The following is a 25,056-nucleotide window of genomic DNA, read 5'->3' on the forward strand; positions in this document are numbered from 1 at the left end:
CTAATTCGCTAATTACTATCTTTAGCCAAACAACCAAAAACATGGCCGAAAAACACCAATTACAGCGTTCGCTCGGACTCGTGAGCGCTACTTCCATCGTAGCGGGCTCAATGATCGGGTCGGGCATTTTCATCGTAACCACCCTTATGGCGCGCGACATCGGATCGTCCGGCTATATGCTGTTGCTGTGGGTGTTGACGGGCTTCCTGACCATGACCGCGGCGCTGACCTATGGGGAATTGGCGGGGATGATGCCTACCGCGGGCGGACAGTTCGTCTACATCCAGCGGGCCTTCGGACGCCTGTGGTCGTTCCTCTATGGATGGACGGTATTCACGGTCATCCAAACCTGTACCATCGCGGCGGTCGCTGTGGCCTTTGCCAATTATACCGCGGTGTTTTTCCCAGCGCTTGAAACGAAGCTTTTCGAAGCGGGCGCGTATGTCATATCCCTCAAACAGGTGTTGGCATTGCTCAGCATCCTGCTCCTGACCTATATCAACACCAAAGGCGTACGGTCGGGTAAGGCGGTGCAGACAACCTTTACGGCCGCTAAACTGGTGGCGATCTTTTCCCTGATTTTCCTCGGACTCTACGTCGGATTGCAGACCGATACACTCGCCGCCAATTTTGCCGATATGTGGCATCCGGTGAAAACCGGCACCGACGGATCGATCACCGAACTCGCCGGTGGAGCGCTGGTGGGTGCGTTGGGCGCCGCCATCATCAACCCGCTTTTTTCAAGCGATGCCTGGAACAACGTTACGTTTATCGCCGGGGAAATACGCGATCCGAAAAAGAACATCCCGCGAAGCCTCTTCCTAGGAACTGCTATTGTGACGGTCATCTATCTTTTGGCGAACCTCGCGTATCTGTCGCTGTTGCCGCTCAATGGTAATCCGGATGGGGTTTCCGTACTGGAGCGCGGTATCATGTTCGCTGACCAGGATCGGGTAGGGGCTGCCGCCGCCAGCGTGATTTTCGGTAATGCCGGCGTGCTGATCATGGCCGGTTTGATTATGGTGTCGACTTTTGGTTGCAACAGCGGACTCATCCTCGCCGGTGGTCGTATTTTCTACGCCATGGCCAAAGACGGTATGTTCTTCCGCCAGGCCGGCGAACTCAACCGCCACGATGTTCCCGCCAAAGCCCTATGGGTGCAGTGCCTCTGGGCCAGTCTGTTGTGTTTTTCCGGTACCTATGGTACCTTGATCAAATACGCCACCTTTGCGTCGTTGCTTTTCTATATGGTCACCATACTTGGGGTGTTCCGACTGCGTAAGACCGAGCCACAGGCCGATCGGCCGTATCGCGCGTTCGGTTTCCCGGCGCTGCCCATCATCTACCTTTTGGTGACCCTGGGGATTTGCGGGGCACTCTTCCTTTATGATACCGTCAATACCGCGGTGGCCATCGGTGTCGTCGCACTGGGTGTGCCGGTGTACTACGGTTTCCTGAAGAAGAAAGCGTAGCCATTTGCGGGTGTGGTAGCGGAAATCGCGCCGTACTGATACTTGTCATATTCCTCTCGGGCCCGGCTCCGGAATTTTGCCTCAGGTAAATGAGCAAAAATGAGTTCCGGTACGTGTTTCCATTGCGGGTTACTGCTTCCCGCCGACGTGATTTCCTTTGATGAAAAGCGGTTCTGTTGCGAAGGTTGTAAAACGGTCTACGAGCTGTTCAGCGCCTCCGACATGTCGTGTTACTACGATTTTGCGGCAGCGCCGGGTGCTTCTCCCACTGCGGCGTCTGAAAAATACGGCTTCCTTTCGAATGCCGAGATCGCATCGAGCCTGCTTGATTTTCAGGAAGGCGATACGGCGATCGTCACCCTTCGTATTCCGCATATCCACTGCAGTTCCTGTATCTGGATACTGGAGAACCTCTCACGCCTCGACGCAGGGGTGCGGCAGTCGACGGTGAACTTCCCGAAAAAGAACGTCCGCATCCTGTTCGATCCCAACCAAACCACACTCGAACGGCTGGTCGGCCTGTTGTGCCGTATCGGATATGAACCCTACATCAGCCTTGAGAACTACAAAGGCGAGACCGTAAAGAAAGACCGGTCAGACCTTTACAAACTGGCGGTTGCCTTCTTCAGCTTCGGGAACATCATGTTGCTGTCGTTCCCCGAATACTTCGAACTGCACGAATACTGGCTCGACCAATACCGGGGTTTCTTTCGGTTGCTGATCTTTCTGTTGGCACTTCCGAGTTTCCTGTATTCCGCCAGTGGTTACTATAAAGCCTCATGGAAATCGATCCGTACGAGTCGGCTGACCATTGAAATACCCATCGCACTCGGCATCATCGTTATGTTCGTACGCAGCGTTGCGGATATGCTGCTGAACCACGGACCGGGCTTTTTCGACTCGATGTGCGGGTTGATCTTTTTTATGTTGCTCGGCCGCGCCTTCCAGACCAAGACCTTCCAGTTCCTGAACTTTGAACGCGATTACCGTTCGTATTTTCCGGTCGCGGTGACGCGTATCGTAAGCGGGCAGGAGGAGAGTGTTCCGGTGGACGAGATACGGAAAGGCGACCGGCTACTGATCCGCAACCAGGAATTGATCCCCGCCGATGCGGTGCTGATGTCGCCCACGGCCTCTATCGACTATAGTTTCGTGACGGGCGAGGCCCTTCCCGTACGGAAAACATCCGGCGACAAGCTTTTTGCCGGCGGACGCCAATGCGGGGTTTCCATCGAGATGGAGGTCGTCGCCGATATGTCGCAGTCGTACCTCACCAGCCTATGGGCCAACGAGATCTTCCAGAAACAGCACGAACGGGCGGTAGAATCGGTGACCGATCGCGTGAGCCGCTACTTTACGCCCGCACTGCTGGTGATTGCCTTCGGTGGTTTTTTCTTTTGGATGGGACGCGATATGACCACAGCGTTCAACGTCTTCACAGCGGTATTGATCGTGGCGTGTCCGTGTGCCCTGGCCCTCACCGCCCCCTTTACCCTTGGGAATATCCTTCGTATCCTCGGACGGCGTCGTCTGTATCTCAAAAATGCCCGGGTCATCGAGCAGTTGGCGTCGGTGGATACGATTATCTTCGATAAGACGGGTACGATCACGGCATCCGGTGATGGTGCCATATCCTACGACGGACGTCTTCTTTCCGAAGGGGAAAAACGCCAACTGGCCAGTGCCCTCAAGCATTCACAGCATCCTCTCAGCCGGATGTTGTATACGCATCTCGCTACGGGTGGTACTGATCCGGTCAGCACGTATGAGGAACTTCCCGGTAAAGGCATCCAGGCGGACGTAGGCGCGACCAACATCACGCTGGGTTCGGCTCTTTTTGTGGGCGCTCCCGTGCAGCAGGAAACCGCAGAGGTGCACGTGGCCATCAACGGAACCTACGCCGGTCGTTTCCGCTTTGCGCAACGCTACCGCGAATCTTTGGAAGAGGTCTTTACGGCGTTGTCGGCGCGGTATCGGGTGGGACTCTTATCCGGTGACAACGAAGGCGAACGCGAGCGACTCGAAAACCTGCTGCCAAAGGGTGTGACGATGCGTTTCAACCAGACGCCACAAGACAAACTCGAATACATCCGGTCGTTGCAATCGGAGGGAAGGAAGGTACTGATGATAGGCGACGGACTCAACGATGCCGGTGCCCTCGCGCAGAGCAACGTCGGGATTTCGATTACCGAAGATGTCAATATCTTTTCGCCGGCCTGCGATGGCATACTCGATGCCGCCGATTTCGCGGCCCTACCCGGATTCCTCTCCCTGTCCCGCAAAGCGATGTGGGTCATCACGATGAGCTTCGGTTTATCGCTGCTGTATAACGTCGTCGGTCTTTCCTATGCCCTTTCCGGACACTTATATCCGTTGGTGGCGGCGATCATCATGCCGTTGAGTACGGTGACGATTGTCAGTTTCGTGACCATCGTCGGCAACGCCTATGCCCGCTCGGTTTTTCGTAAGAAACCCGCTAAAAAAGCCGTTTCGGCTGATAATTATCATTTTTCCGGGTTACGGTCTAATCTACCTTTGAAATAGTAAACTGTTATGAGCGTCATCTGGATTTTAATCTCAATTAGTATCGTCATCGCGGCCTGTTTTCTTTTCGCTTTCGTAAAGGCAACACGCAGCGGCCAGTTCGACGATGATTACACCCCATCTGTCCGTATGCTTTTCGACGACGAGCTTCGCACGGATGCGGCAACAACTGAAAACCAAGCAAAAACAACGTGAATATGGAAATCCAAAAATTTTACTACGACAATAAGATCGTCCGGAACTTCCTCTACGCCACCATCGTATTCGGTGTCGTTGGGATGACGGTGGGCTTGTTGCTCGCCCTCTTTTTCCTTTTTCCGAACCTGACCGAGGGTATTCCATGGCTCAGCTTCGGACGTCTTCGTCCCCTGCATACCAATGCGGTCATCTTTGCCTTCGTGGGGAACGCGATGTTTGCCGGCGTCTACTACTCGATGCAACGGCTTCTCAAAACCCGGATGTTCAGTGATACACTGAGCAAAATCCACTTCTGGGGCTGGCAGTTGATCATCGTCGCCGCCGCTATTTCGTTGCCGCTGGGTATCACCACTTCAAAGGAATATGCCGAGCTGGAATGGCCGATCGACATTGCCATCACACTGGTATGGGTCGTATTCGGCATCAATATGATCGGGACGATTTTGCGTCGTCGCGAACGACACCTCTATGTGGCCATCTGGTTCTACATCGCCACGCTGGTGACGGTAGCCGTGTTGCACATTTTCAACAGCCTCGAACTGCCGGTCAATGCCCTGAAAAGTTACTCTGCCTATGCGGGTGTTCAGGATGCGTTGGTGCAATGGTGGTACGGACACAACGCGGTGGCGTTCTTCCTTACGACGCCGTTCCTCGGACTCATGTATTACTTCCTGCCAAAGGCGGCCGGACGTCCGGTATATTCGTACCGTTTGTCTATTGTTCACTTTTGGTCGCTGATTTTCATCTATATCTGGGCAGGTCCGCACCACTTGCTGTATTCGGCCCTGCCAAACTGGGCACAGAACCTGGGCGTTGTCTTCTCTGTGATGCTGATCGCACCGTCCTGGGGTGGTATGATCAACGGGTTGCTGACCCTGCGGGGTGCCTGGGATAAAGTGCGTCAGGAACCCGTGCTGAAGTTCTTCGTAGTGGCCATCACCGGCTACGGAATGGCGACACTCGAAGGCCCGATGCTTTCCATCAAAAAATTCAACGCGGTAGCCCACTTTACCGATTGGATCATCGCCCACGTACACGTAGGTGCCTTGGCTTGGAACGGCTTCCTGACCTTTGGTATCGGCTATTGGTTGATTCCGCGCATGACGAAAGGCAACCTCTATTCCAACAAACTCGCGAATTTCCACTTCTGGATCGCCACGCTCGGCATTGTGTTGTATGCCCTCCCGATGTATGTTGCCGGTTTCACCCAGGCGTCTATGTGGAAGCAGTTCAACCCAGACGGAACGCTGACCTATGGCAACTTCCTCGAAACCGTCAACCAGATCATCCCGATGTATGCCATGCGGGCGGTGGGTGGAACGCTCTACCTGATTGGTATGTTCGTTATGGTCTACAATATCGTATGCACCATCCGCGCCAATAAAGCGGTTGAAGATGAAGCAGCCGAAGCCCCAGCCCTTGAGCGCATCTCGAACCGTCGTTTCAAAGGCGAGAAATGGCACTCCTGGCTGGAAAGACGTCCGGTGCAGTTGACGATCCTGGCTACGATTGCCATCCTGATCGGTGGTATCATCCAAATCGTGCCGACGTTGATGGTCAAATCGAATATTCCCACCATCGCAAGTGTCAAGCCGTACACGCCGCTTGAACTGGAAGGCCGCGACCTTTACATCCGCGAAGGCTGCGTAGGCTGTCACTCGCAACTGGTGCGTCCGTTCCGAAGTGAGGTCGAACGCTATGGTCCGCAATCGAAAGCCGGTGAGTATGTATACGATCACCCATTCCTGTGGGGCTCCAAACGCACGGGTCCGGATTTGCTGCGCGTGGGTGGAAAATACAACGACAACTGGCATTTCAACCACTTGTATGATCCGCAAAGTACGTCGGCCGGTTCCATTATGCCTTCCTACAAATGGCTGTTCGCCAACAAGGCGCTGGACCTGTCGGAGACCGAAAACAAGATGAGAGTGATGCAGAAACTGGGCGTTCCGTATACGGATGCCGATATTGCCAATGCCCGCAAGAGTATTGCCGAACAATCGGCGGCGATTGAGAAGAGCCTGGAAATGGATCCCGATTTCGTGAAGAGTAACGAGAAGAGCCGGAAAGCTGCCGCCGCGAAAGGCGAGACCTTCGTGCCGATGCGCGAGCGCGAGATTACGGCCCTGATTGCCTACCTGCAACGACTGGGAACCGACATCAAAGTCAAACCGAACACCAAACCCTGATAGCCATGTTCGAACAAATCAAACACAATATGGAAACCATCGCAGGAGTCGAGATCTATCCGATCCTGTCGTTACTGATCTTCTTCCTGTTCTTTGTCGGATTGGGGGTATGGGTGATCTCATACAGCCGCGAAAGGATCCAACAACTTAGCCAGATTCCGTTGACCGACGATAACCTCCAAAACGCTGACCAATGAAAAAGCTGATTCCTGTTTATGTGCGCATTCCCGTTATTTTCTTCACTGTTTTCGGGGCGCTGGAATATTTCATCGACTCAGGCGATCGCCCGGCTTTTATCAAGTTCCCGATCGTATCGATTTTCCTCTTTGTCTTTTTCTTCCTCCTGGTGGCTATCGAAATCACCATCAGTGCGGTCGATAACGTGACCTATCACCTGCTCACCGACGAGCAGAAAAAACAACTGGAAGAAGCCACCGATACCAATGCGGCCCTTGCGGAGGCGTGGCGTAAGGTGATGAAAGTACTGACCCGTTCCCGTCCGATTTCAGAGGAGTCAGAACTGTTGCTCAACCACGACTACGATGGGATACAGGAACTCGATAACCGGCTTCCACCCTGGTGGCTCTACCTGTTCTACCTGACCATCATCGGCGGGGCGGTTTACCTCGTGCGGTTCCACGTGATCGGCACAGACGAACCCGAGCTCGAACTGCGTAAGGAAATTGCAGAAGCGAAGATGGCCATTGAAGCCTACAAGAAGACGGCACCTGACCAGATGACGGAAGAGAAAGTTACGTTGCTGACGGATGCTACTTCCCTGGCAGCGGGCAAGGCCATCTTTACCGCCAATTGCGTCGCCTGCCACCGCGCAGATGCAGGGGGACAGATTGGACCGAACCTCACTGACGAGTATTGGTTGCTGGGTGGCGGCATCAAAAATGTTTTCCATACCGTAACGAATGGCGGACGCGATGGCAAAGGGATGATTGCGTGGAAAGCGACGCTCAAACCGACGCAGATCCAGCAGGTGGCCAGCTACGTGCTGTCGCTGCAGGGCAGTAAGCCGCAGAATCCGAAGGCACCGGATGGCGAAATCTGGAAAGACGACGCAAAGGCGGCCAAACCGGCTGATTCTACTGCCGTAGCAGCGGCGGTCGTGAAGCCATAAGAACCACAAGGTATGAGCACATTTGAGGACGAGTCGTTCCGCGACAGCCTGAGTACGCTTGACGACACAGGCAAGCGGCGCTGGATTTTCCCGAAGAAACCGGAAGGACCCTATTATGAAAAAAGGAAGTGGGTAAGCTATTTCCTGCTGGCACTGCTGGTAGCTTTCCCCTTCCTTAAGATAAAAGGGCACCAATTCATGATGTTCAACGTGCTCGAACGGCGTTTCAACATCTTCGGGTTCCCGTTCTGGCCACAGGATTTCTACCTCTTCGTGCTTACGATGATCATCATGGTCCTCTTCGTGGCGCTTTTTACCGTCATCTATGGCCGGATTTTCTGTGGGTGGATTTGCCCGCAGACCATCTTCATGGAAATGGTGTTCCGCCGCATTGAATACTGGATCGACGGCGACCGCGGTGCGCAGATACGACTTGACAAGCAGGCGTGGAATGCCGAAAAGATTCGGAAAAGGGTGCTGAAATGGTTCGCGTTCTTCGTGATTTCATTTCTGGTAGCCAATGTTTTCCTGGCCTATCTGATCGGTAGCGATGCCTTGAAACTCATGGTGTGGGAGGGACCTTCGGCGCATGCCGGAACGCTGATCGCGTTGTTGATCTTTACCGGCGTATTTTATTTTATATTCGCTTCCTTCCGTGAACAGGTCTGCCTGATCGCCTGTCCGTATGGCCGCCTTCAGGGTGTGTTACTCGACCGTAAGTCGATAAACGTAGCCTACGATTTCGTGCGCGGCGAGAAAGAGAAGGGCAGGGCCAAGTTCAACAAATCGGAAGACCGGGCCGCGTCGGGGAAAGGCGACTGCATCGATTGTAACCAATGCGTGGTGGTGTGCCCGACGGGCATCGACATCCGTCACGGCGTGCAGTTGGAATGTACGAACTGTACCGCCTGCATCGACGTCTGCAACCATATGATGAGCAGCGTGGGATTGGAAAAAGGACTCATCCGATACGCCACGGCCGACGAAATCGAGAAGAAGGAACCGTTCCGGTTTACGCTTCGGATGAAAGGCTACACGGCGGTACTCGTGATTTTGTTCGGGGTGTTCGCCGGGTTACTTTTCCTGAGATCGTCTATCGATACGATGATACTGCGACTGCCCGGACAGCTCTACCAGCATAAAGGCGACAGTATCAGTAATGTGTATACCTGGCGGGTAATGAACAAGCGGCTCGAGACGATTCCGGAGGTTAGCTTCCGTTTGCTCTCCCATAAGGGGACGATCAAACTGGTAGGCGACCGTCCGAAGACCCTGAAACCGGAGGAGACCGTGAGCGGTACGATGTTTATCGTGATTCCGGAAGCCGCCCTCTCAGAAGACAAAGAAAAGATCATCATTGGCGTGTATAGCGGTGGCCAATTGGTCGATAAAGAAAAAACAAACTTCCTCGGACCGCGGGAATTCAACTAAAAAGCCACACGTATGAAAACATGGAATTGGGGAAAAAGCATCGTAGCTGCCTTCCTGTTGTTTATCGTCTTTATCTTCTCGTTCCTCTACCGCGTGCAGACCCAGCCGCAGTATAACAGCGAACTGGTGACCGAGGAATACTATAAAAAAGACCAGCGGTATAGCGAAGAATACGACGCCCGTCGCAACGCGCAGGCGCTATCGGAAGAACCGCAAGTGAAGAATACGGCATCCGGCATTGAAATCGTATTTCCTGCCGCGCTTTGCCCTGTCTCCAAAGGCACAGTGTCCCTCTACAGGCCGTCTGACAAGAATCTCGACTTCACACTTCCTCTTGTGTTGTCGGGAAGCTCTCTGCTCATACCTGAAAACCGTCTTGTCGGCGGCCGCTGGGACATTACCCTGGAATGGGTTTCAGGCGGAAAATCGTATTTCATAAAAGAACAATTGTATCGATAATGTGGACGGCTGCCCTGCTTTTCGGACTCCTAAGCAGTCTCCACTGTGTGGGAATGTGCGGACCCATCGCCCTTCTGTTGCCGGTTGACCGCAACAGCACGACCCGAAAAGCGGCGCAGATTATCGTATACCATATCGGACGGATCTCGGTGTATGCCACCATCGGGCTCCTCTTCGGATTACTCGGTAAAACCCTCTACCTGGCCGGTTTGCAACAACGGCTTTCCATCATCGCCGGAACGGTCATGCTGCTGGCGGCAATCCTTCCTGAAAAGACCCTTTTACGGTATGCCCTCTTGCGACCGCTGTATAACCTGACGGCAAGATGGCGCAGCCAGTCAATGCAGGTGTATAAGAAACGCTCGTTTTCCGCTTTTTTTGCGATGGGGATGTTCAACGGGGCCCTACCTTGTGGACTCGTATACACGGCGCTTTTTGGTGCCATGGCCATGCCAACGGTATGGAAAGGCGGTCTTTTTATGGTCGTATTCGGCCTCGGGAATATGTCGGTACTGGCTTCATTGGCCTATTTCAATCCGCTGATGGGCAGCACGTTTCGCACGCGTTTCCAAAAGATAGTACCCATCGCCGTAGGGGTAATGGGACTTTTGTTCATCGTAAGGGGATTGGGGCTCGCCATTCCGTATGTATCGCCCGATACACTGGCGCTGCAGGTCATGCAGGGACCTTCCTGCCACTAATTCATCAGACTGTCAGTGAAAACAACCGCGTTTCGGGCTTGTTGCGTCGTAAACGAAGATCGAGTGCCATGCAGATGTTGCGCACAAAAGGACGGCCGGCTTCTTCTACCACCAGCGACTTTCCAGATATCGTAAGCAATCCGTCTTTTTCAAATTCCTTCAGCTCCTCCAGGATCTCATCTGAAAATAAAAAGGCTTCGGCACCCGTCCACTCGGTTTTGAGCCGGCACATCAGGTTCAGGATGTGTTGCCGCACGATGAGGTCTTCTGTGGTCAGGATATGTCCGCGTAGCAACGGCAACGTATCCCATTCAATCAGTTGGTGGTAGTCCTCGAGGTTTTTGGTGTTTTGGGCAAAGCCATACCAACTGTCGCCGATGGCGGAAACGCCGAGACCGATCATCATCCGCGTGGAAGCGGTTGTATAGCCCATGAAATTCCGGTGGAGCGCGCCGTTTTCGGTGGCAGTGAACAGGCTGTCGGTGGTAAGCGCGAAATGGTCCATGCCGATTTCATGGTAGCCGGCGTCCGACAGCATCCGCTTGCCGGTTTCGTATAGCATCCGTTTTTCGGCGTCGCGCGGCAGGTCTTCCTCCCGGAAACCGCGTTGTCCGTTTCCTTTGAGCCAGGGTGTGTGTGCGTAGCTGTAAAAGGCCAGGCGATCGGGTTGCAGGGCTACGGTCTTCGAAATCGTATCGATGACATCGTTAAGCGTTTGGAAGGGGAGTCCGTAAATCAAATCATGGCCAATCGAGGTGTAACCCACCGAACGGGCGGCCTCTGTCACCTCCTTGACATGTTCAAAAGGCTGGAGCCGGTTGATCGCCCGCTGCACGCGTTCGGAATAATCCTGTACGCCGAAACTCACGCGGCGAAAGCCCAGTTTGTAAAGGGTTTCCAGGTGTTGGCGTGTGGTATTGTTCGGATGTCCCTCAAACCCCAATTCGGTGGTGGCGGTTCGTTGACCGAGCGCGAAAATGCCGTTGATGAGGTCTTCCAGGTTCTTTGAGGAGAAGAAAGTAGGCGTGCCGCCGCCGAGGTGGAGTTCCGCGATTTTCGGTTTCTCGCCCAACATCTCTACATACATCCGCCATTCTTTCAGCACCGAACGGATGTAGGGGTCTTCCACATCATGGTTTTTCGTAATACGCTTGGTGCAACCGCAAAACGTACACATACTTTCGCAGAACGGCAGGTGGATATACAGGCTGATGCCATCGTTCCGGCTTTCGTCATACGATTTCCGGATCGAATCGCGCCATGCCGTGGCGGAAAAGGTGTCGGCGTCCCAATACGGAACGGTCGGATAGCTCGTGTAGCGGGGGCCCGGAACGTTGTATTTCCGGATAAGTTGCTCGTTCATAACCTGGTGCGTTTGAACGGTAAAAGTAGGGGAAGGGGGATACCCCCGTCCTGATAAATGTCAGGAAAGGAAATGAAAACGCCGGATGGTGGATCCGGCGTTGTCGTTATTCTTCTGTGGGCGTTTCGGTTTCGGAGGCCTCTGCCTGCGCGGGTTTCGCCTCGCTGGCTTTGCCGATGTTCCGCAACTGTCGGAGTTTTTCTTTCAATACCTCCAGTTCGTCTTTATGACGCTGGATGTTCTTCCGTACCTCCGCTACCATCGGATTTTCCTTCTTCGGGTCCTTGCTGCTGAAGAACTGTATGTTGTTCTCCAATTGCAGGATTTCGGAGTTGGTCTCGTCGATTTTACGCATCAGGAAGATCTTCTCGTTATCCAGGCGACGGGTGTCGTTTCCACCGGCGAACTGATCGATACGGCTGCTGAAACGCGCCATTTCGGAGTCTTTCTTGCTAAGGCTGAGTTTTTCGAACAGCACGTCGAGTACTTTGTTGAACTTCCCGTCTACGTGGCGACGTGACATCGGCACTTTGCCCAGGGTTTTCCAATGCTCGATGTGGGTCTTGATATTGGCCAGATCGGTGCGGTGGTCACCCGTAAATTCAAAGTCTTTCAGGGTTTCGAGATACGCTTTTTTCTTCTCGAAAGCTTCCAGTTCCTCTGAATTCGCTTCGTTGCGGTTGGCTTTCAGGCGCTCGAAATAGAGGTTACAGGCCTCGCGGAAATCCTTCCAGATCTTATCGGAATACTTACGCGGCACATGGCCGATCGTTTTCCATTCCTCCTGGATTTGCTTCATAGCCGGAGTGGCCGCCGCGAAATCCTCGGTATCTTTCAGTTCGTTTGCCTTCGCCACGAGCGCCAACTTCCGGTTGAGGTTGTCGGTTTGCTCGCGCTTGATGTCTTTATAGAAGTTGTTCTTAACCGAGTTGAACGTCCGGACTGCCGTTTTGAACTCGGCCCAGGTTTGTTCGTTCACCTCTGATGGCACTTTTCCAACGGCGAAGAAGGCGTTGCGCAGCGCTTCGACTTTCTCGACCTGTTTTTGCCATCCGGAGTGGCCGGCTTGTTTTTCTTCAGACAGTGCCGCAATCTGCGCGATGATTTCCTTTTTCTTCTCAAGGTTGGCATTTTCGCGGGCACGGATTTCCTCCGACATCGATTCGCGCTTGTCGTGCATCTGCTTGGTAATCGCCGAGAAACGGTTCCAGACGTCTTCGCGGTGCTCGCGTGATACGGGCCCGATTTCTTCCTTCCAGATCCGGTGCAGGTCCTGCAGTTCGCGGAAGGCTTTGAGAATGTCGGTTTCGTTCAGCAACTCCTGCGCCCGGGTGATGATGCGTTCCTTTTTCTCGAGGTTATGGCGGAAATCGGCGTCGCGTGCATCGCGGTCAAGGTGGAGGTAATCGTAGAAGTTTTCCACGTGGAAGTGGTAATTGTTCCACACGTGGTTGTATTTGTCTTTCGGAATCGGCCCAGCGTTTTTCCACCGTTCGCGCAACTCGTTGAAGTGGCGGAGCGTATCCTTGATATTCTCGTTCGGGTTGATCAGCTCTTTCAGTTCCTCTACGATTGCCAGGCGTTCGGCCAGGTTGGTTTCGAGGTTCCGCTGCACGTCTTTCAGGTGACGGTTTTTGCTGTCGCGGTAGATGCTGTATAATTTGTCGAATTTCTGTTTGAGGGGCAGGTGGTACTGGAATTCCTCTGTACTTTCCGGCTCCTGTTGGTAGAATTCTTTCCGCTTTTCGTCAATGAAATGCAGGTATTTCGACTGGAAGGCATTGCGCAGTTTTTCCACATGGTGACGCACCGACATTACATTGTCGACCGCCGCCAGTTTCTCGAACTCGGCTACCAGTTCCTCAAGGTCAAGTGCTTCGTAGTCTTTTTCCGGAATCGTGGTCGTTTCGTGCTCGCCCTCTTCGGCATTCGATTCGTTAATGGCAGCCACGGCGTCGTTTTCCGTTACCTCTGGTGCGTCCTCTGAAGGGGTTGCATCAGCAGGGGCAGGTACTTCCTCCGCATCCGATGAAACCGTTTCTGTTTCTGCCACAGGTTCCGCGATGTCCGCTTCCTGCACACTGGCCGCAATCGCTTCGGCAATGCCTTCTTCCGACGGCGCTGCCACCATTTCATCTTCCGTATCCGACACCGGGGCATCGGTTACTTCCGTTTCCACTTCCGCTGTGGCACTGCCTTCAAGCGTTTCGGTTACCGGTTCGATTTCGTCGGATGTGACGTCTTCCGAAACGGCTTCTGCCTCTTCGGTTACGTCTCCAACGGTCGGTTCGGCTTCCGCTGTCTCGGCTTCGGCTACAGGGGCCTCAGGTGCGACTTCGTCAGGCACTACGGTTTCATCGGGTGTGATGTTCTCAGGTTGCGGCGCGACATTTTCAGATGTCGTTTGCGGCTGGTTTTCAGTGTTTCCGTCTGCTTCTTGCAGGTTATCCGGCTTCTCTTCCGTCATTATAAAAAGACTAAGGTTCGTAAATCAAGGCGCCTAAGGTAGTAAAGACGGCGCAAAATTCAAAGGAAAGCCCGTATTTGGTGCGGTTTTGACTGGAAGGCAAGAGGTTGCAGACGGACGGGTGACGTACTTAAAAGGACGATTGCCACAACTGCCACGCCGCTTCCGCCTGTGCGACCAGCATGTCATATCCGTTTTGGATAATCGCGCCCTGTGCTTTTGCCTTTGACAGGAAGGTCGTCTCAGCCGGATTGTAAATCAGGTCGTAGGCAACATGGTCAGAGGTAAAACCCTCATAGGGAAGGGGCGGAAAGACAGAGATGTCAGGATAGGTGCCCAGAGGCGTACAGTTGACGATGATACGGTTTTCCCGGAGGATGCCGACCGAGAGTTGGTCATAAGTTAGCTCACCTTCCCGCGATACTACCTCATACGGGATATGCAGTTGTGACAAGGCATAGGCAACCGCTTTGGAAGCACCTCCTGTTCCCAGGATCAACGCCCGGTCGTGGTGCGGACGTAGCAGCGGGCGCAGTGTTTCAAGGAAGCCGATATAGTCGGTGTTGTGCCCGATTCGTTTGCCGTCTTGTAAAACGATTGTATTCACGGCGCCGATTTCGCGGGCGGTGTCCGATAACGCGTCAAGGTAGCTGCGGATTTGTTCTTTGTATGGGATGGTAACGTTGATTCCGGACAGGAAAGGCGTTTGGAAGACGTGTGCCACTTCGTCAATCGATCCAAGGTCAAAATTGCGGTAGCTATACGCGTCAAGTCCCTTACGCGAAAATTTGTCGCTGAAATACGAACGGGAAAACGAATAGTCGATGTGACGGCCAATCAGCCCGAAAACCCGTGGTGTCAACTCCGGCCGTTGTTGTGTTTCCGGATTTCCGACTGTACGGCTTTGCGCGACCAAACCACCGGGAAGAGGTCTTCCAGCAAGGTCAGGTGTTTCGAATTGAGGCGTAGGCCGTTGGCGAGGTGAAACGAACCTTTTTCATCCTGGTGTTGCATGAAATACAATCCGGCCAGGCGGTACTCGATTTCGTATTCTTCCGGAAAGAACTCCAATGCCTGCAACAACGTATCGACGGCACTTCCGAATTCCCCCAAAAACTGCAATACATCCACCCAGAACAACCAGGTGTCGAGTTGGGCATCGCCGAATTCCACCGCTTTGCGATAACCGAGTTCGGCTTCTTCAAAGAGGTTCATCTCACGACAGATGGCGGCATAGCGTTTCCAGTACGAACGGTTCTGTTCGTCGATGTTGAGGGCTTTCCGTACATAGAAAAGCGCTTTCTGGAAATTCTTCTTCCGCAGGAACAAATCGGTGATGGCAATCCATCCTTTGTCCAACAGCGGATCTTCGTGTACGGTGCGGTTGTAGAACTTCAATGCCGTTGCCAAATCGCCCATCTTCTCATGGCATTTGCCAATGCGTAACAGGGCGTAGGAGGTGGCGTCGTCGAGTTCAATCGTACGGTTATAGGCTTCGATGGCCTCTTCGTAGCGTTTCAGCCGTTCGAGTGATTTGGCCTTTTCCATGAACGCACCCATGAACTCGTCGTCGATGAGGGTAGCGTAGTCAAAAGCCCGTAGCGAATCTTCGTATTGTTTCAGTCCGTAGTGCAGACGTCCTTTCTGGTGCCAGGCGATTTCACTGTACGGGTTGCGGTCGATATAGCCGTCGAGGTAGGTGATGGCATCGGCATTTTGGTCGAGGAATTCGTAGCAATACACCACGTTATACAAGGCTGCCTGGTCATACGGATCTTCCTCCAGGCAACGGGTAAAACTCTCCTTAGCCTTTTCCAGGTTATCCATGAAGAGGTATTCCATTCCCATCAGGTTGTAAACATCCGCCAGGTCATCGGTATAAGTCAACGCCACTTTCAGCAATTCAACGGCATTCTCGTGGTCGTCGCGTTTGCTGTAGATACTTGCTTTCTGTATGTAGATTTCCTCGTTCTGTGGCTCGATGGCGTAGAGTTCGTTCAGTAACTTCTCGGCCTGGTCAAGCTTGTCCTCGTAAATGAGCATTTCCACCTGCACCAACTTGAGTCCGGTAGAGCGGGGGTGTTGCTCGAGGGCGAGCTTCAGCGCTTTTTTGGCAAGCGAGGCCTTCCCCATGTCGAGGTAGTGGAGTATGATCTCTTCGAATTCCTCCGAATCAAAGAAGAAAACCTTGTTGGTCTTCAGCATGCTTTCGAATCGGGACAGAGAGAGGCTGTAGTCTTCTTCTTCGTTGCTGAGGTTCATGTTGTGCATCAATTAATTCTCCTTCCTAAAGGTAGCAACGCAATAACCGGGGCGCCGGTGGTGGGTTTCAATATTGTAAACAATTTAATTAACAGGTCAATTAGATAATGAGATAATTAGAAAATGAGATAATGGGGTGGATTGGTTACAATTTACGTGATTACTCTGGATGGGCTTTCTATTTTGTGATTCTCTTCATATAATCCTGTGCTGTATCTGCCCTTTCCATTCCTTCCTTCGCCCTCCACATCATTATCTCATTTTCTAATTGACAAATTATCTAATTCCTTCGCTATCTCATCCAGCGTTTCAAGCAGCACCGCGCATCCTTCCCTGATTTCGTCTTCTGAGACGGTGAGCGGCGGGGTGATCCGGATGGCACGTCCTTCGAACAACAGCCAGAATAAGATCAGGCCTTTTTCGTGGCAGCGCAACACCGCCTGGTTCGTAATCTCCGGATCGGCGGTCATCGCGGCAAGCATCAGTCCACGTCCGCGTACCTCTTCTATCAAAGGATGGACCAATAGCGTCCTAAACAGTTTTTCTTTTTCCAAAGCGGCCTTCATGAGTCCGGTTTCCGTGATTTCCTGCAGCGTCGCCAGGCAGGCAGCCGCTATGACAGGATGTCCGCCGAAGGTCGTAATATGTCCGAGTTTCGGATCGTGTGTCAGTAGGTCAAGGTGTTGGCCACTGGCTACGAAGGCACCGACCGGCATGCCGCCTCCCATTCCCTTTCCCATGATGACGATATCCGGAACGACATCGTAATTTTCAAATCCAAACAGCTTTCCCGTGCGTCCAAAGCCCGGCTGTATCTCATCGACGATCAGCATCGCACCCACCGCCGTACAGCGCTCCCGCAGGCGACGGAACCAGCCGTTTTTCGGTTCGATGAAACCGGCACCGCCCTGTATACTTTCTACGATCACACCGGCCGTGCGCTCGGTGATCCGCAGCAAATCGTCGTCGTTGTTGAACGTGATGAACGCCACATCGGGCACCAAAGGCCGGAATACCTGTTTGCGTTCTTCAAAACCCATAACGCTCATCGAGCCCATGGTATTGCCGTGATAGGCATTGTGGCAGGAAATAAGTTCACTGCGTCCCGTAACCCGTCGGGCGAGTTTCAGCGCGCCTTCCGTGGCTTCCGTCCCTGAATTGACCAAATACACCTTTTCAAGCGGTTCCGGTAGGTGCGCCACCAGCAACTTACAATACGCCACCGCCGGATCCTGGGCGTATTCCCCATACACCATCACATGCGAATACCGGTCGAGTTGGTCTTTGATGGCCTGGTTGACCCGTTCCGGGCGATGCCCCAGCGAACAGGCCGACACCCCCGCCACGAAATCAAGATAGCGCTTGCCGTTGACGTCGTAGATATACGACCCGTCGGCATGCGACACCTCCATCCCTAACGGGTAGGGAGAGGTTTGGGCTTGGTATTTTAGGAAGTCGGTAAGCAATTAATTAGATAATTGGGTAATTAGAAAATTAGATAATGGTATCAGGATGGATAAATAGTTTCGCCTTGCTTCAGGGATATAAGGTCAAATGTAGTGAACGCCGCGTGAGACATTTTCTAATTATCTTATTTTCTGATGGACTGTGGGTGCCTTTATTTAACTTATAGGGAGAGGTTTGGGCTTGGTATTTTAGGAAGTCAGTAAGCAATTAATTAGATAATTGGGTAATTGGAAAATTAGATAATGGTATCAGGATGGATGGATAGTTTCGCCTTGCTTCAGGGATATAAGGTCAAATGTAGTGAACGCTACGTAAGACATTTTCTAATTATCTCATTTTCTAATTTTCTAATTGACCGCCGGTACCTTCTTCTCCCCCGGATGGTTCTTATCATAATCCTTCGTTTCCTTTCGCACTTTCATCGGTGTATCCGCTTTCGCGTCGTCTTTCTTTTTCGCAGCCTGCATCGCCGCGTCGATTTCGTTTTCCTCCGGAGGGAAGATGTCGTCTTTCGTTCGGATCATCTCATCGCCCCGCCAGACAAATCCTTTCAGCAGTCGCGCGTTTTCCGGCAGGTCTTTCTCCGGATACAGGTCGCTGTCGGGCTTGTCGTATTGCGTGATCTCATCGACCTTATTATCGACCAACTGCAGGTTGATCCGGCTGCAGAAACTCTTGTTGATGCCAATGAGCCGGTCGTCGTCGTTGCGCATGTAGTAGAGGATTTCCGCGTTCTTCACCACATCTGCCTCGTGCAGCTTGTTGTCTTTGAACTTCCCATATAAAAAGATACCTTTCACCTGGTTATAGCCCGTACCGGCCGAGTCTTTCGAGATGATGAAGGTGTTCTGCAGCACCTTAAGCGAGTCGAGTTTCTGTGTTTCGTTATTTCCGATCAGGTGCATGACATCGCCTGTCAATTGGTTCTCGCCGTTCCACATCACCGGCTTTCCGATGAGCTTCGTGAGCGAGGTTTTCTCATCTGAGTGGATCGAATCGCATTTGCCGGTCAGGTCGGTCTTGAAATACCGTGCATTCGGCCACGCCCGCACCACACGGCTACCCGGTTTTCCCGTTACCAGGATGCGTTTGCCGTGCACGTAAACCGAGTCGTTGTCGACAAACGACACCACAACGGCGCGTTTCGTAATGAACATCGAGTCTTTCTGTTTATACACCTCGGCATAATGCCCGCGCGCCACACCCTTGTTAATCGTATCGGTGATCTTCACGTTGCGCGTCGCCGACGCAAATTCACGCGCCCGGTCATAGTAGAGGCTGTCGCCCTCGATCCGTCGGTCTTTGTATTTGATATACGATTTGTTGAGAAAGTGCCCCACATTCCGTCTGTTATCGAAGAATCCTTTCTCGGTGTAGATAAAGTCGCCGTTGGTGCCTGTAATCGTCGACGGACCGAACAAATACGCGTGCCCGGCGTTGTTGTAATAGTCGAGGTGGTTCGATTTCAACACATATTTTGGGTTCGTCACCGTCACCGCCGTCAGGAAACGCGTCTTCTTCTCGCGGGCATAATAACGACCCGACTGGCTTTTCAGCGTATTCTCTTTGTTGACAATCGTGCCGGGCGAGTTATAATACGCCTCCTGCTTGTTGCGGTCGAAATGGATGGTATCGGTCCGCAGCGTCATATCCGGCGAGCGCATCACCGGATGACCGGTCGCAAACGCCATTTTTACGTTGCCGTTGTATTCGGCGTACTCACTGTTCAAATACAGCGTGTCGCCCTGCACCAGTTGCACCTCACCGAACGCCTTAAGGTAATTCTCGTTCTTGAAAAAATACGCTTTGTTGCAGGTCATCACAGCCCCCTCATGGCTCACGCGCACATGGCCGGTCAGCAGCGCCGCACCGGGCATATTCACCTCGTCAATGTCAAAATGATCGGCCTGTTCCACCACAATCAGCTTCCCTTTCTGGGCAGCGACCGACCAGGCGGCCAGGCAGGCAAACAGTACCAAAAAAACGCGGTTTCTCAAGTCGGAAATTTTCGCCAAATGTACGGAAAACGAGGGTAGGAGGGGTGTGTTTAAGATATTTTTATGGGCGCGTCGCGTCCCTGCGGGTCGGGCTGTCCGCTATAGCCCTTCGGCCCGGCCCGTGTTTTTGCATCCGCCGCCTGTGGCTTCCTGCGGTCGCCCCCGCCGCCGGGCAAAACACCGGCCGTGCCGTCAGGGGCTGCCGCTGCCATCCCTCGCGCGGGGTTCCCAGAGGGCTTCGCGGTTCAGAGGTTTGCTTCGGGCTGCGCCCTCGCAATGACGGTGCTCGGTTAAATAGATTAAACTCGTAAGCCGTGTTTCGCCTTTGGCAACGGCGTCCTTGCGAGGGCGCAGCCCGAAGCAAACCCTGCGGAAGAGAATACGGGTAAGGGAGTGCGCAGCCCGAGCAATCGTACGTGCGCTTACTCAAACGAGTAGCCTCTCACGGCTCAGGCTTTCTCTTGTAACGATGTTCCGTAAACCGGTTCCACCCTTTTTGGGTTTTCGACTCCACCGCCCAATTGAGCGTGCCCTCCTCGCCCGGCCAATAGATCATCCGGGCAATGCCTGCCGGCATCTGTGCTTCAAAACAAATAGCCTGCGGGTGAACATCCGTTCCGTCCGATAAAGTTCCCTGCGACTGCTTCCCATCAGAGGTAAACGACCAAAACGTGGGCGCATCGTCTTTTATCCCGAAAAGGGCCGTTTCCTCGTATGATTTCGTTTCAAACGTCCAGTTAACACGCATTTCGATGAACGTGCCGCCCAGGGTATAGGCAAAGTGTCGTGTGCACACCAGCGGTCCCATAGGCGAATCCGCTTCAGCGATCCAATGGCCCATTAACGGTTTCAGTAGCCCTAATTTTCCGCGCCCGGGCTTCCAGGAGGTATTTTCACTCATCTTCTTTAAGTATAATGCATTCAGATATACGCTGCCACTGCGATTTTCAATTCTTCTATCAGTTCGGGGTCCATAAACCGATACCGATCCGGTATGTCCAGCACGTAGAGCTCCTTATCGCGGATCACGTCGGGGAACCGCTCGCACAACTTCACCTTATGTTCTTTCTCCATCACCAGGATGATGTCAGCCCACGAAAGCAATTGGGCCGTCACTTTAATGCGCGCAGAGGGTTCGGTGCCGGCTGACTTTACGTCAATGCCGGGCTGACGTGAAAAGACCTTCTCCGCCGTAAGGCTTCTCCATTTGTTCCGGCTGCAGACGAAAAGAAGGTTTTTCAAGGTGTATAGATTCAGCAGAAAACAGCTATCACGACAATTGGTGGTTGCGCCGGATTACTTCGATGTCACGCCCGCCCTCGCGATGAATGCATACGTTTTCCCATTCTTGGCCACGTCTGCCCAAACGGTTATCGAATCCTGTTTGGAACGGATGGGAGTCGTAAATTCAAATTCCGGCTCCGTCAACTTAGAGAGTTGGTGGCTTTTTCCCTGACTGTCTGTCCAACGGATGTTGTAAGGCGTTAGGGTTTTGAACACCATGAAATGGCCTTTTATTTTCGTTTCTGTCGCGCCGTCAGAGGCTGCCGCATCTGGATAGGCGACCAGTTTTACACCGTTCCATTCCGCTTCGTTCATCTTGGTAATGGAATCTTTAAGCAAGGCATTTTCGTTTTTGAGCGCGTCGAGTTCCGTCTCGAGTCGGGACTTCGAACATCCCAAAACGGCGAATACACAACTTAAAAGTGCGATACGTTTCATGGTCATTTATAGAATTGTTACCTGGGGGTGTTTGGCGTGGCGCCAGGTTGCCCGGGTTCTGTCAGACAACGTCGTTGTAAAAATGACGAATTTAGGGAAAACCGTTCATTTGTGTGCCAATACCAAAGCGCTACATCTTCCTTCACTATTGGTACGATCAGATCGCCCGCGCATTCTCTCATTCTCACTTTTCACATTCGGCAATTCGCCTCTTATCTAATTCCGCAATTCGCCGTATCTTTGCACCCTCAAACGAACGGGAATATGCTTGACCGATTGCAATATGTGAAACAACGCTTCGACGAGGTGTCCGACCTGATCATCCAACCGGACGTCATCGCCGACCAGAAGCGGTATGTGGCACTTAATAAAGAATACAAAGACCTGAAAGCGCTCAACGAGAAGCGCGAGGAATACGCCAACCTGCTGGGTAACATCGAAGAGGCCAACGAAATCATCGCCGATGGTTCCGATGCCGAAATGGTGGAAATGGCGCAAATGCAACTCGAGGAGGCGCGCGAACGGCTGCCGAAACTGGAAGACGAAATCAAATTCATGCTCATCCCGAAAGATCCGGAAGACGCCAAAAACGTCATGATGGAAATCCGGGCGGGCACGGGCGGTGACGAAGCCTCTATCTTTGCGGGCGACCTTTACCGGATGTACACCAAATTCTGCGAAAACCGTGGATGGCGTACGTCCATCGTCGACCTAAACGAAGGCACGTCGGGCGGTTTCAAGGAAATCATCTTTGAAGTCACCGGCGAAGACGTCTACGGCACCCTCAAATTCGAGGCGGGTGTGCACCGCGTACAGCGCGTACCACAAACCGAAACCCAGGGCCGTATACACACCTCCGCCGCGACGGTGATGGTGCTGCCGGAAGCCGAGGAATTCGACGTCCAGATCGACATGAACGACGTGCGTATCGACCTGTTCTGTTCCTCAGGGCCGGGCGGGCAATCCGTGAACACGACTAAATCGGCCGTACGCTTGACGCACATCCCAACCGGACTCGTCGCGCAGTGCCAGGATGAGAAGTCACAGCACAAGAACAAAGACAAGGCGCTGACCGTACTCCGCTCGCGTCTCTACGAAATGGAACTCGCCAAGAAACAGGAGGAAGACGCCAAACGCCGCTCGTCGCAGGTAAGCTCAGGTGACCGTTCGGCCAAGATACGTACCTACAACTACCCACAGGGGCGGGTCACCGATCACCGCATCGGCCTCACGCTCTATGATCTTGACAGCGTCATGAACGGCAGTATACAACGTATCGTCGACGAATTGCAATTGGTGAATAATACAGAGAAGTTGAAAGAGGCGAGTGAGGTGTATTAATTAGCGAATGGAGAATGAGGTAATTAGAAAATTAGATAATTAGAAAATGTAAAAAAACGGGACTTGACAGCATGGTTTTATATGAGGATGGCCATACAATCAGTAAATTGCTTCTTCGGGTGCCGTTACTTCACTTATTCGCTAATCAAAGTTCCGGTTGCACTGTTTGTTCCATCGCCAGAATATCCATACCATTCGCTAATTGCTTCGCCAGTCGGCTATCGCCTCGTGTCGCTAATTGACCCATTCGCTAATTATCTAATTTTCTAATTACCATATTTTCTAATCCCCATGACCACCCAACAACTCATCCAGCAAATCCGCATCAAGAAATCGTTCCTGTGTATCGGGCTCGACCCGGATCTGGCCAAGTTGCCGAAGGTGTTGCAAGGGGCTGACGATCCGATTTTCGAATTCAATAAAGCGATTATCGATGCGACGCACTACCTGGCGGTGGCGTATAAGCCGAATGTGGCGTTTTATGAGGCACATGGACTCAAGGGCTGGCAGTCGCTCAAAAAGACCATTGACTATCTCAATACCCAGCATCCCGAAATCTTTACCATTGCCGATGCCAAACGGGGCGATATCGGCAATACCTCGGCGATGTATGCCAAGGCATTCTTCGAAGACCTGGCATTCGACAGTATCACCGTAGCGCCCTATATGGGAAAAGATTCTGTTGAACCGTTCCTGGAATTTCCCGACAAGCACACCATCCTGCTGGCACTGACCTCCAACGAAGGGGCCTTCGATTTCCAAACGGTCAAAGCGGGTCGCGTTGAACTCTATAAAAAAGTGCTGGCGACCTCGCGTTCGTGGAAAAATAGCGAAAACCTCATGTATGTCGTGGGGGCAACCAAAGCTGAATACCTGAAAGAAGTGCGGGAGATTGTTCCGGAGAGTTTTCTTTTAGTACCGGGCGTCGGCGCGCAGGGTGGAAGCCTATCGGAAGTCTGTAAATATGGTATGACCGATAACGTCGGCTTATTGGTGAATTCCTCCCGCGCGATCATCTACGCATCAAAAGAAGCCGATTTCGCCGAACGCGCGCGCGAAGAGGCCTTCCGCATCCAGGAAGAGATGCGCCACATACTGGCGAACTACTGATTCTTCACTTTCGGCCAGATACCCGTCGCCCAAAGCGGCCACAGCACCAGGATCGGCTGGAAAAAGAGACGCATCAACCGTAGTCCGTCCGTATTAAGTCCGAAAGCCGAAATACCCGCCTGGTACTGGTGCAGGTTTCCCGGAAAAATAGCCACGAAAAACAACGCCGCCACCACGCCCATAAACCGTCGGTGGTTCGCAAGGAATACGAGTCCGATCCCGATCGCGATTTCCGCCACACCTGACCAAAGCACCACCGCATCGACTGACATTGGAACCCAATCAGGCACCTGCGCGCGGAATTCGGTGCGTGCGACCGTAAGGTGGGTGAGTCCGGCAAAAACCAACATCGTTCCCAACAACAGGCGGGCAACGTGACGGACGGCGGGTAGGGAATCGGTTTCGTATTGCATGGGACTTTTGATAGTAAATTGAAATGCGCTCTTCAGGCGTATTTCGATTTTATAAGACAAACTTTATGCAAGTTTAATAAATTGGTCTTCGAGTTTAACATTGAAGTTGATTTCCGCTTTCAGGGCTTTGAAGACTTTCATGATCGTATCGATCGTCGCACTGTTGGCACTACTTTCCAATTTTGAAATTTGGGCTTTCTGTACGCCTACCAGTCGTCCGAGTTCTTCCTGTGTCAGGTTTCTTTCTTGTCGGACGGATTTAATCATTTTTCCCAGGACATCCATACGAAGTTCATATTCGTATTCGTCGCGCGCGGGTGTCCCCACCGGTCCGACATACCTGTCTTTCATTTCACCAAGTGAATAGGTCTTTACTTCTTTCGCTGCCATATGAGTACTTATTTACTTCGGTTAAGATAGTTGTTTCGGAGTCGTACCGCCCGATCGATTTCGCTGATGGGAACTTTATCGACTTTTTTAATAAAACCATGCGTCGCAACAACCAATGTTTTTTTATGGTCGTTCTTGTCCCAAAATGCCAAAAGTCTGACCTGTATTCCGGCGTACTTCGTCCGAAACTCCCATATGTCTTTTTGCAGTTTCTTGAAGATCCTGGGATCATTTGTTTGCTCAGCCAGATCAATGTTGTAAAGCACTTTTCTAACTGTCTTTTCATCCAATCCAGACAGGAAATTTGCCGCTTCCTCCAGGAATACTGTCTCAAAAAATCGCATACGGGCTGATAACTATAACAGGGCAAAGATAGGGATGTTTCTAAAAATAGAAACAAC

General features: G+C 52.4%; 24 protein-coding genes. 11 read left to right on the plus strand and 13 right to left on the minus strand.

Going from position 1 to position 25,056, the window contains the following annotated elements; translation table 11 throughout:
- Nucleotides 1-41: 41 nt before the first annotated feature.
- The 9 genes from MKO97_RS08080 (at nucleotide 42) to MKO97_RS08120 (ending at nucleotide 10,123) form a co-directional block, all read left to right on the plus strand.
- Nucleotides 42-1,472, plus strand: a complete 1,431-nt coding sequence (locus MKO97_RS08080; protein WP_241102703.1) for an APC family permease — start codon at nucleotides 42-44, stop codon at nucleotides 1,470-1,472.
- Between the two features lie 99 nt (nucleotides 1,473-1,571).
- A complete protein-coding gene (locus MKO97_RS08085) occupies nucleotides 1,572-4,016 on the plus strand; it encodes a heavy metal translocating P-type ATPase metal-binding domain-containing protein (RefSeq protein WP_241102704.1) in 2,445 nt (814 codons plus the stop codon).
- A gap of 9 nt (nucleotides 4,017-4,025) precedes the next feature.
- Nucleotides 4,026-4,211 carry a cbb3-type cytochrome oxidase assembly protein CcoS gene (ccoS, locus tag MKO97_RS08090; RefSeq protein WP_241102705.1) on the plus strand — a complete coding sequence of 62 codons (186 nt, stop codon included), beginning with the start codon at nucleotides 4,026-4,028 and terminating at the stop codon, nucleotides 4,209-4,211.
- A gap of 2 nt (nucleotides 4,212-4,213) precedes the next feature.
- Nucleotides 4,214-6,403 carry a cytochrome-c oxidase, cbb3-type subunit I gene (ccoN, locus tag MKO97_RS08095; protein ID WP_241102706.1) on the plus strand — a complete coding sequence of 730 codons (2,190 nt, stop codon included), beginning with the start codon at nucleotides 4,214-4,216 and terminating at the stop codon, nucleotides 6,401-6,403.
- 5 nt (nucleotides 6,404-6,408) lie between these two features.
- Complete coding sequence (locus tag MKO97_RS08100) at nucleotides 6,409-6,600, plus strand: CcoQ/FixQ family Cbb3-type cytochrome c oxidase assembly chaperone (RefSeq protein WP_241102707.1); 192 nt, start codon at nucleotides 6,409-6,411, stop codon at nucleotides 6,598-6,600.
- Nucleotides 6,597-7,532 (plus strand): cbb3-type cytochrome c oxidase N-terminal domain-containing protein, encoded by a 936-nt coding sequence (locus MKO97_RS08105; RefSeq protein ID WP_241102708.1) that lies wholly within the window; start codon nucleotides 6,597-6,599, stop codon nucleotides 7,530-7,532. The genes MKO97_RS08100 and MKO97_RS08105 overlap by 4 nt, the downstream gene beginning before the upstream one ends.
- A 12-nt stretch (nucleotides 7,533-7,544) precedes the next feature.
- Entirely contained in the window at nucleotides 7,545-8,963 is a 1,419-nt protein-coding gene (ccoG, locus tag MKO97_RS08110) for a cytochrome c oxidase accessory protein CcoG (protein ID WP_241102709.1), read from the plus strand.
- Between the two features lie 12 nt (nucleotides 8,964-8,975).
- Nucleotides 8,976-9,422 (plus strand): FixH family protein, encoded by a 447-nt coding sequence (locus MKO97_RS08115; RefSeq protein WP_241102710.1) that lies wholly within the window; start codon nucleotides 8,976-8,978, stop codon nucleotides 9,420-9,422.
- Nucleotides 9,422-10,123 carry a sulfite exporter TauE/SafE family protein gene (locus MKO97_RS08120; protein WP_241102711.1) on the plus strand — a complete coding sequence of 234 codons (702 nt, stop codon included), beginning with the start codon at nucleotides 9,422-9,424 and terminating at the stop codon, nucleotides 10,121-10,123. The genes MKO97_RS08115 and MKO97_RS08120 overlap by 1 nt, the downstream gene beginning before the upstream one ends.
- A 4-nt stretch (nucleotides 10,124-10,127) precedes the next feature.
- Here the strand turns inward: MKO97_RS08120 and hemN are convergent, their stop codons facing one another.
- The 10 genes from hemN to MKO97_RS08170 all read right to left on the minus strand — a co-directional run bounded on the left by hemN (nucleotide 10,128) and on the right by MKO97_RS08170 (nucleotide 21,401).
- A complete protein-coding gene (gene hemN / locus MKO97_RS08125) occupies nucleotides 10,128-11,486 on the minus strand; it encodes an oxygen-independent coproporphyrinogen III oxidase (protein ID WP_241102712.1) in 1,359 nt (452 codons plus the stop codon).
- Between the two features lie 106 nt (nucleotides 11,487-11,592).
- Nucleotides 11,593-13,617 carry a DUF349 domain-containing protein gene (locus MKO97_RS08130; protein ID WP_371820453.1) on the minus strand — a complete coding sequence of 675 codons (2,025 nt, stop codon included), beginning with the start codon at nucleotides 13,615-13,617 and terminating at the stop codon, nucleotides 11,593-11,595.
- A 466-nt stretch (nucleotides 13,618-14,083) separates the two neighbouring features.
- Nucleotides 14,084-14,815: a shikimate dehydrogenase gene (locus tag MKO97_RS08135; RefSeq protein WP_241102714.1), complete on the minus strand. Its 732-nt coding sequence runs from the start codon at nucleotides 14,813-14,815 to the stop codon at nucleotides 14,084-14,086.
- Nucleotides 14,812-16,215 carry a lipopolysaccharide assembly protein LapB gene (locus tag MKO97_RS08140; RefSeq protein ID WP_241102715.1) on the minus strand — a complete coding sequence of 468 codons (1,404 nt, stop codon included), beginning with the start codon at nucleotides 16,213-16,215 and terminating at the stop codon, nucleotides 14,812-14,814. Before MKO97_RS08140 ends, MKO97_RS08135 begins: the two co-directional genes overlap by 4 nt.
- A gap of 257 nt (nucleotides 16,216-16,472) precedes the next feature.
- Nucleotides 16,473-17,681 carry an aspartate aminotransferase family protein gene (locus tag MKO97_RS08145; protein WP_241102716.1) on the minus strand — a complete coding sequence of 403 codons (1,209 nt, stop codon included), beginning with the start codon at nucleotides 17,679-17,681 and terminating at the stop codon, nucleotides 16,473-16,475.
- Nucleotides 17,682-18,029: 348 nt separating this feature from the next.
- Entirely contained in the window at nucleotides 18,030-19,679 is a 1,650-nt protein-coding gene (locus MKO97_RS08150; RefSeq protein ID WP_241102717.1) for an OstA-like protein, read from the minus strand.
- A gap of 50 nt (nucleotides 19,680-19,729) precedes the next feature.
- Nucleotides 19,730-19,891, minus strand: coding sequence for a hypothetical protein (locus tag MKO97_RS08155; RefSeq protein WP_241102718.1), 162 nt, complete (start codon nucleotides 19,889-19,891; stop codon nucleotides 19,730-19,732).
- 230 nt (nucleotides 19,892-20,121) lie between these two features.
- Complete coding sequence (locus tag MKO97_RS08160) at nucleotides 20,122-20,580, minus strand: hypothetical protein (RefSeq protein ID WP_241102719.1); 459 nt, start codon at nucleotides 20,578-20,580, stop codon at nucleotides 20,122-20,124.
- Between the two features lie 20 nt (nucleotides 20,581-20,600).
- Nucleotides 20,601-20,921 carry a low molecular weight protein tyrosine phosphatase family protein gene (locus tag MKO97_RS08165; protein WP_241102720.1) on the minus strand — a complete coding sequence of 107 codons (321 nt, stop codon included), beginning with the start codon at nucleotides 20,919-20,921 and terminating at the stop codon, nucleotides 20,601-20,603.
- Nucleotides 20,922-20,975: 54 nt separating this feature from the next.
- Nucleotides 20,976-21,401 (minus strand): hypothetical protein, encoded by a 426-nt coding sequence (locus tag MKO97_RS08170; RefSeq protein WP_241102721.1) that lies wholly within the window; start codon nucleotides 21,399-21,401, stop codon nucleotides 20,976-20,978.
- Nucleotides 21,402-21,665: 264 nt separating this feature from the next.
- On the opposite strand from MKO97_RS08170, the gene prfA reads away from it, so the two are divergent.
- Together prfA and pyrF are read left to right on the plus strand one after the other, a co-directional pair.
- The gene (prfA, locus tag MKO97_RS08175) at nucleotides 21,666-22,742 is read left to right on the plus strand and encodes a peptide chain release factor 1 (protein ID WP_241102722.1); all 1,077 of its coding nucleotides are present in this window, start codon (nucleotides 21,666-21,668) and stop codon (nucleotides 22,740-22,742) included.
- A 291-nt stretch (nucleotides 22,743-23,033) separates the two neighbouring features.
- A complete protein-coding gene (gene pyrF, locus MKO97_RS08180; protein ID WP_241102723.1) occupies nucleotides 23,034-23,852 on the plus strand; it encodes an orotidine-5'-phosphate decarboxylase in 819 nt (272 codons plus the stop codon).
- On the opposite strand, the gene MKO97_RS08185 is transcribed toward pyrF, so the two are convergent.
- From MKO97_RS08185 to MKO97_RS08195, 3 genes are all read right to left on the minus strand, one after another.
- Nucleotides 23,846-24,265, minus strand: a complete 420-nt coding sequence (locus MKO97_RS08185) for a hypothetical protein (RefSeq protein WP_241102724.1) — start codon at nucleotides 24,263-24,265, stop codon at nucleotides 23,846-23,848. The genes pyrF and MKO97_RS08185 overlap by 7 nt on opposite strands.
- A 63-nt stretch (nucleotides 24,266-24,328) precedes the next feature.
- Nucleotides 24,329-24,655 carry a helix-turn-helix domain-containing protein gene (locus tag MKO97_RS08190; protein WP_241102725.1) on the minus strand — a complete coding sequence of 109 codons (327 nt, stop codon included), beginning with the start codon at nucleotides 24,653-24,655 and terminating at the stop codon, nucleotides 24,329-24,331.
- Nucleotides 24,656-24,663: 8 nt separating this feature from the next.
- On the minus strand, nucleotides 24,664-24,999 hold the full coding sequence (locus MKO97_RS08195) for a type II toxin-antitoxin system RelE/ParE family toxin (protein WP_241102726.1): 336 nt from the start codon (nucleotides 24,997-24,999) through the stop codon (nucleotides 24,664-24,666).
- Between the last annotated feature and the right edge of the window lie 57 nt (nucleotides 25,000-25,056).

It is taken from the genome of Flavobacterium sp. HJ-32-4, assembly GCF_022532105.1.
Taxonomy (GTDB): Bacteria; Bacteroidota; Bacteroidia; order Flavobacteriales; family Flavobacteriaceae; genus Flavobacterium.

Coding starts and splice junctions, on each gene's coding strand:
- ccoG (WP_241102709.1), top strand. CDS start 7,545: ATGAGCACATTTGAGGACGAGTCGTTCCGCGACAGCCTGAGTACGCTT.
- MKO97_RS08170 (WP_241102721.1), bottom strand. CDS start 21,401: ATGAAACGTATCGCACTTTTAAGTTGTGTATTCGCCGTTTTGGGATGT.
- MKO97_RS08140 (WP_241102715.1), bottom strand. CDS start 16,215: ATGAACCTCAGCAACGAAGAAGAAGACTACAGCCTCTCTCTGTCCCGA.
- MKO97_RS08120 (WP_241102711.1), top strand. CDS start 9,422: ATGTGGACGGCTGCCCTGCTTTTCGGACTCCTAAGCAGTCTCCACTGT.
- MKO97_RS08100 (WP_241102707.1), top strand. CDS start 6,409: ATGTTCGAACAAATCAAACACAATATGGAAACCATCGCAGGAGTCGAG.
- MKO97_RS08115 (WP_241102710.1), top strand. CDS start 8,976: ATGAAAACATGGAATTGGGGAAAAAGCATCGTAGCTGCCTTCCTGTTG.
- prfA (WP_241102722.1), top strand. CDS start 21,666: ATGCTTGACCGATTGCAATATGTGAAACAACGCTTCGACGAGGTGTCC.
- MKO97_RS08130 (WP_371820453.1), bottom strand. CDS start 13,617: ATGGTGGCAGCGCCGTCGGAAGAAGGCATTGCCGAAGCGATTGCGGCC.
- MKO97_RS08080 (WP_241102703.1), top strand. CDS start 42: ATGGCCGAAAAACACCAATTACAGCGTTCGCTCGGACTCGTGAGCGCT.
- ccoN (WP_241102706.1), top strand. CDS start 4,214: ATGGAAATCCAAAAATTTTACTACGACAATAAGATCGTCCGGAACTTC.
- MKO97_RS08155 (WP_241102718.1), bottom strand. CDS start 19,891: ATGGCAGCGGCAGCCCCTGACGGCACGGCCGGTGTTTTGCCCGGCGGC.
- MKO97_RS08185 (WP_241102724.1), bottom strand. CDS start 24,265: ATGCAATACGAAACCGATTCCCTACCCGCCGTCCGTCACGTTGCCCGC.
- MKO97_RS08160 (WP_241102719.1), bottom strand. CDS start 20,580: ATGAGTGAAAATACCTCCTGGAAGCCCGGGCGCGGAAAATTAGGGCTA.
- MKO97_RS08105 (WP_241102708.1), top strand. CDS start 6,597: ATGAAAAAGCTGATTCCTGTTTATGTGCGCATTCCCGTTATTTTCTTC.
- ccoS (WP_241102705.1), top strand. CDS start 4,026: ATGAGCGTCATCTGGATTTTAATCTCAATTAGTATCGTCATCGCGGCC.
- hemN (WP_241102712.1), bottom strand. CDS start 11,486: ATGAACGAGCAACTTATCCGGAAATACAACGTTCCGGGCCCCCGCTAC.
- MKO97_RS08085 (WP_241102704.1), top strand. CDS start 1,572: ATGAGTTCCGGTACGTGTTTCCATTGCGGGTTACTGCTTCCCGCCGAC.
- MKO97_RS08190 (WP_241102725.1), bottom strand. CDS start 24,655: ATGGCAGCGAAAGAAGTAAAGACCTATTCACTTGGTGAAATGAAAGAC.
- pyrF (WP_241102723.1), top strand. CDS start 23,034: ATGACCACCCAACAACTCATCCAGCAAATCCGCATCAAGAAATCGTTC.
- MKO97_RS08195 (WP_241102726.1), bottom strand. CDS start 24,999: ATGCGATTTTTTGAGACAGTATTCCTGGAGGAAGCGGCAAATTTCCTG.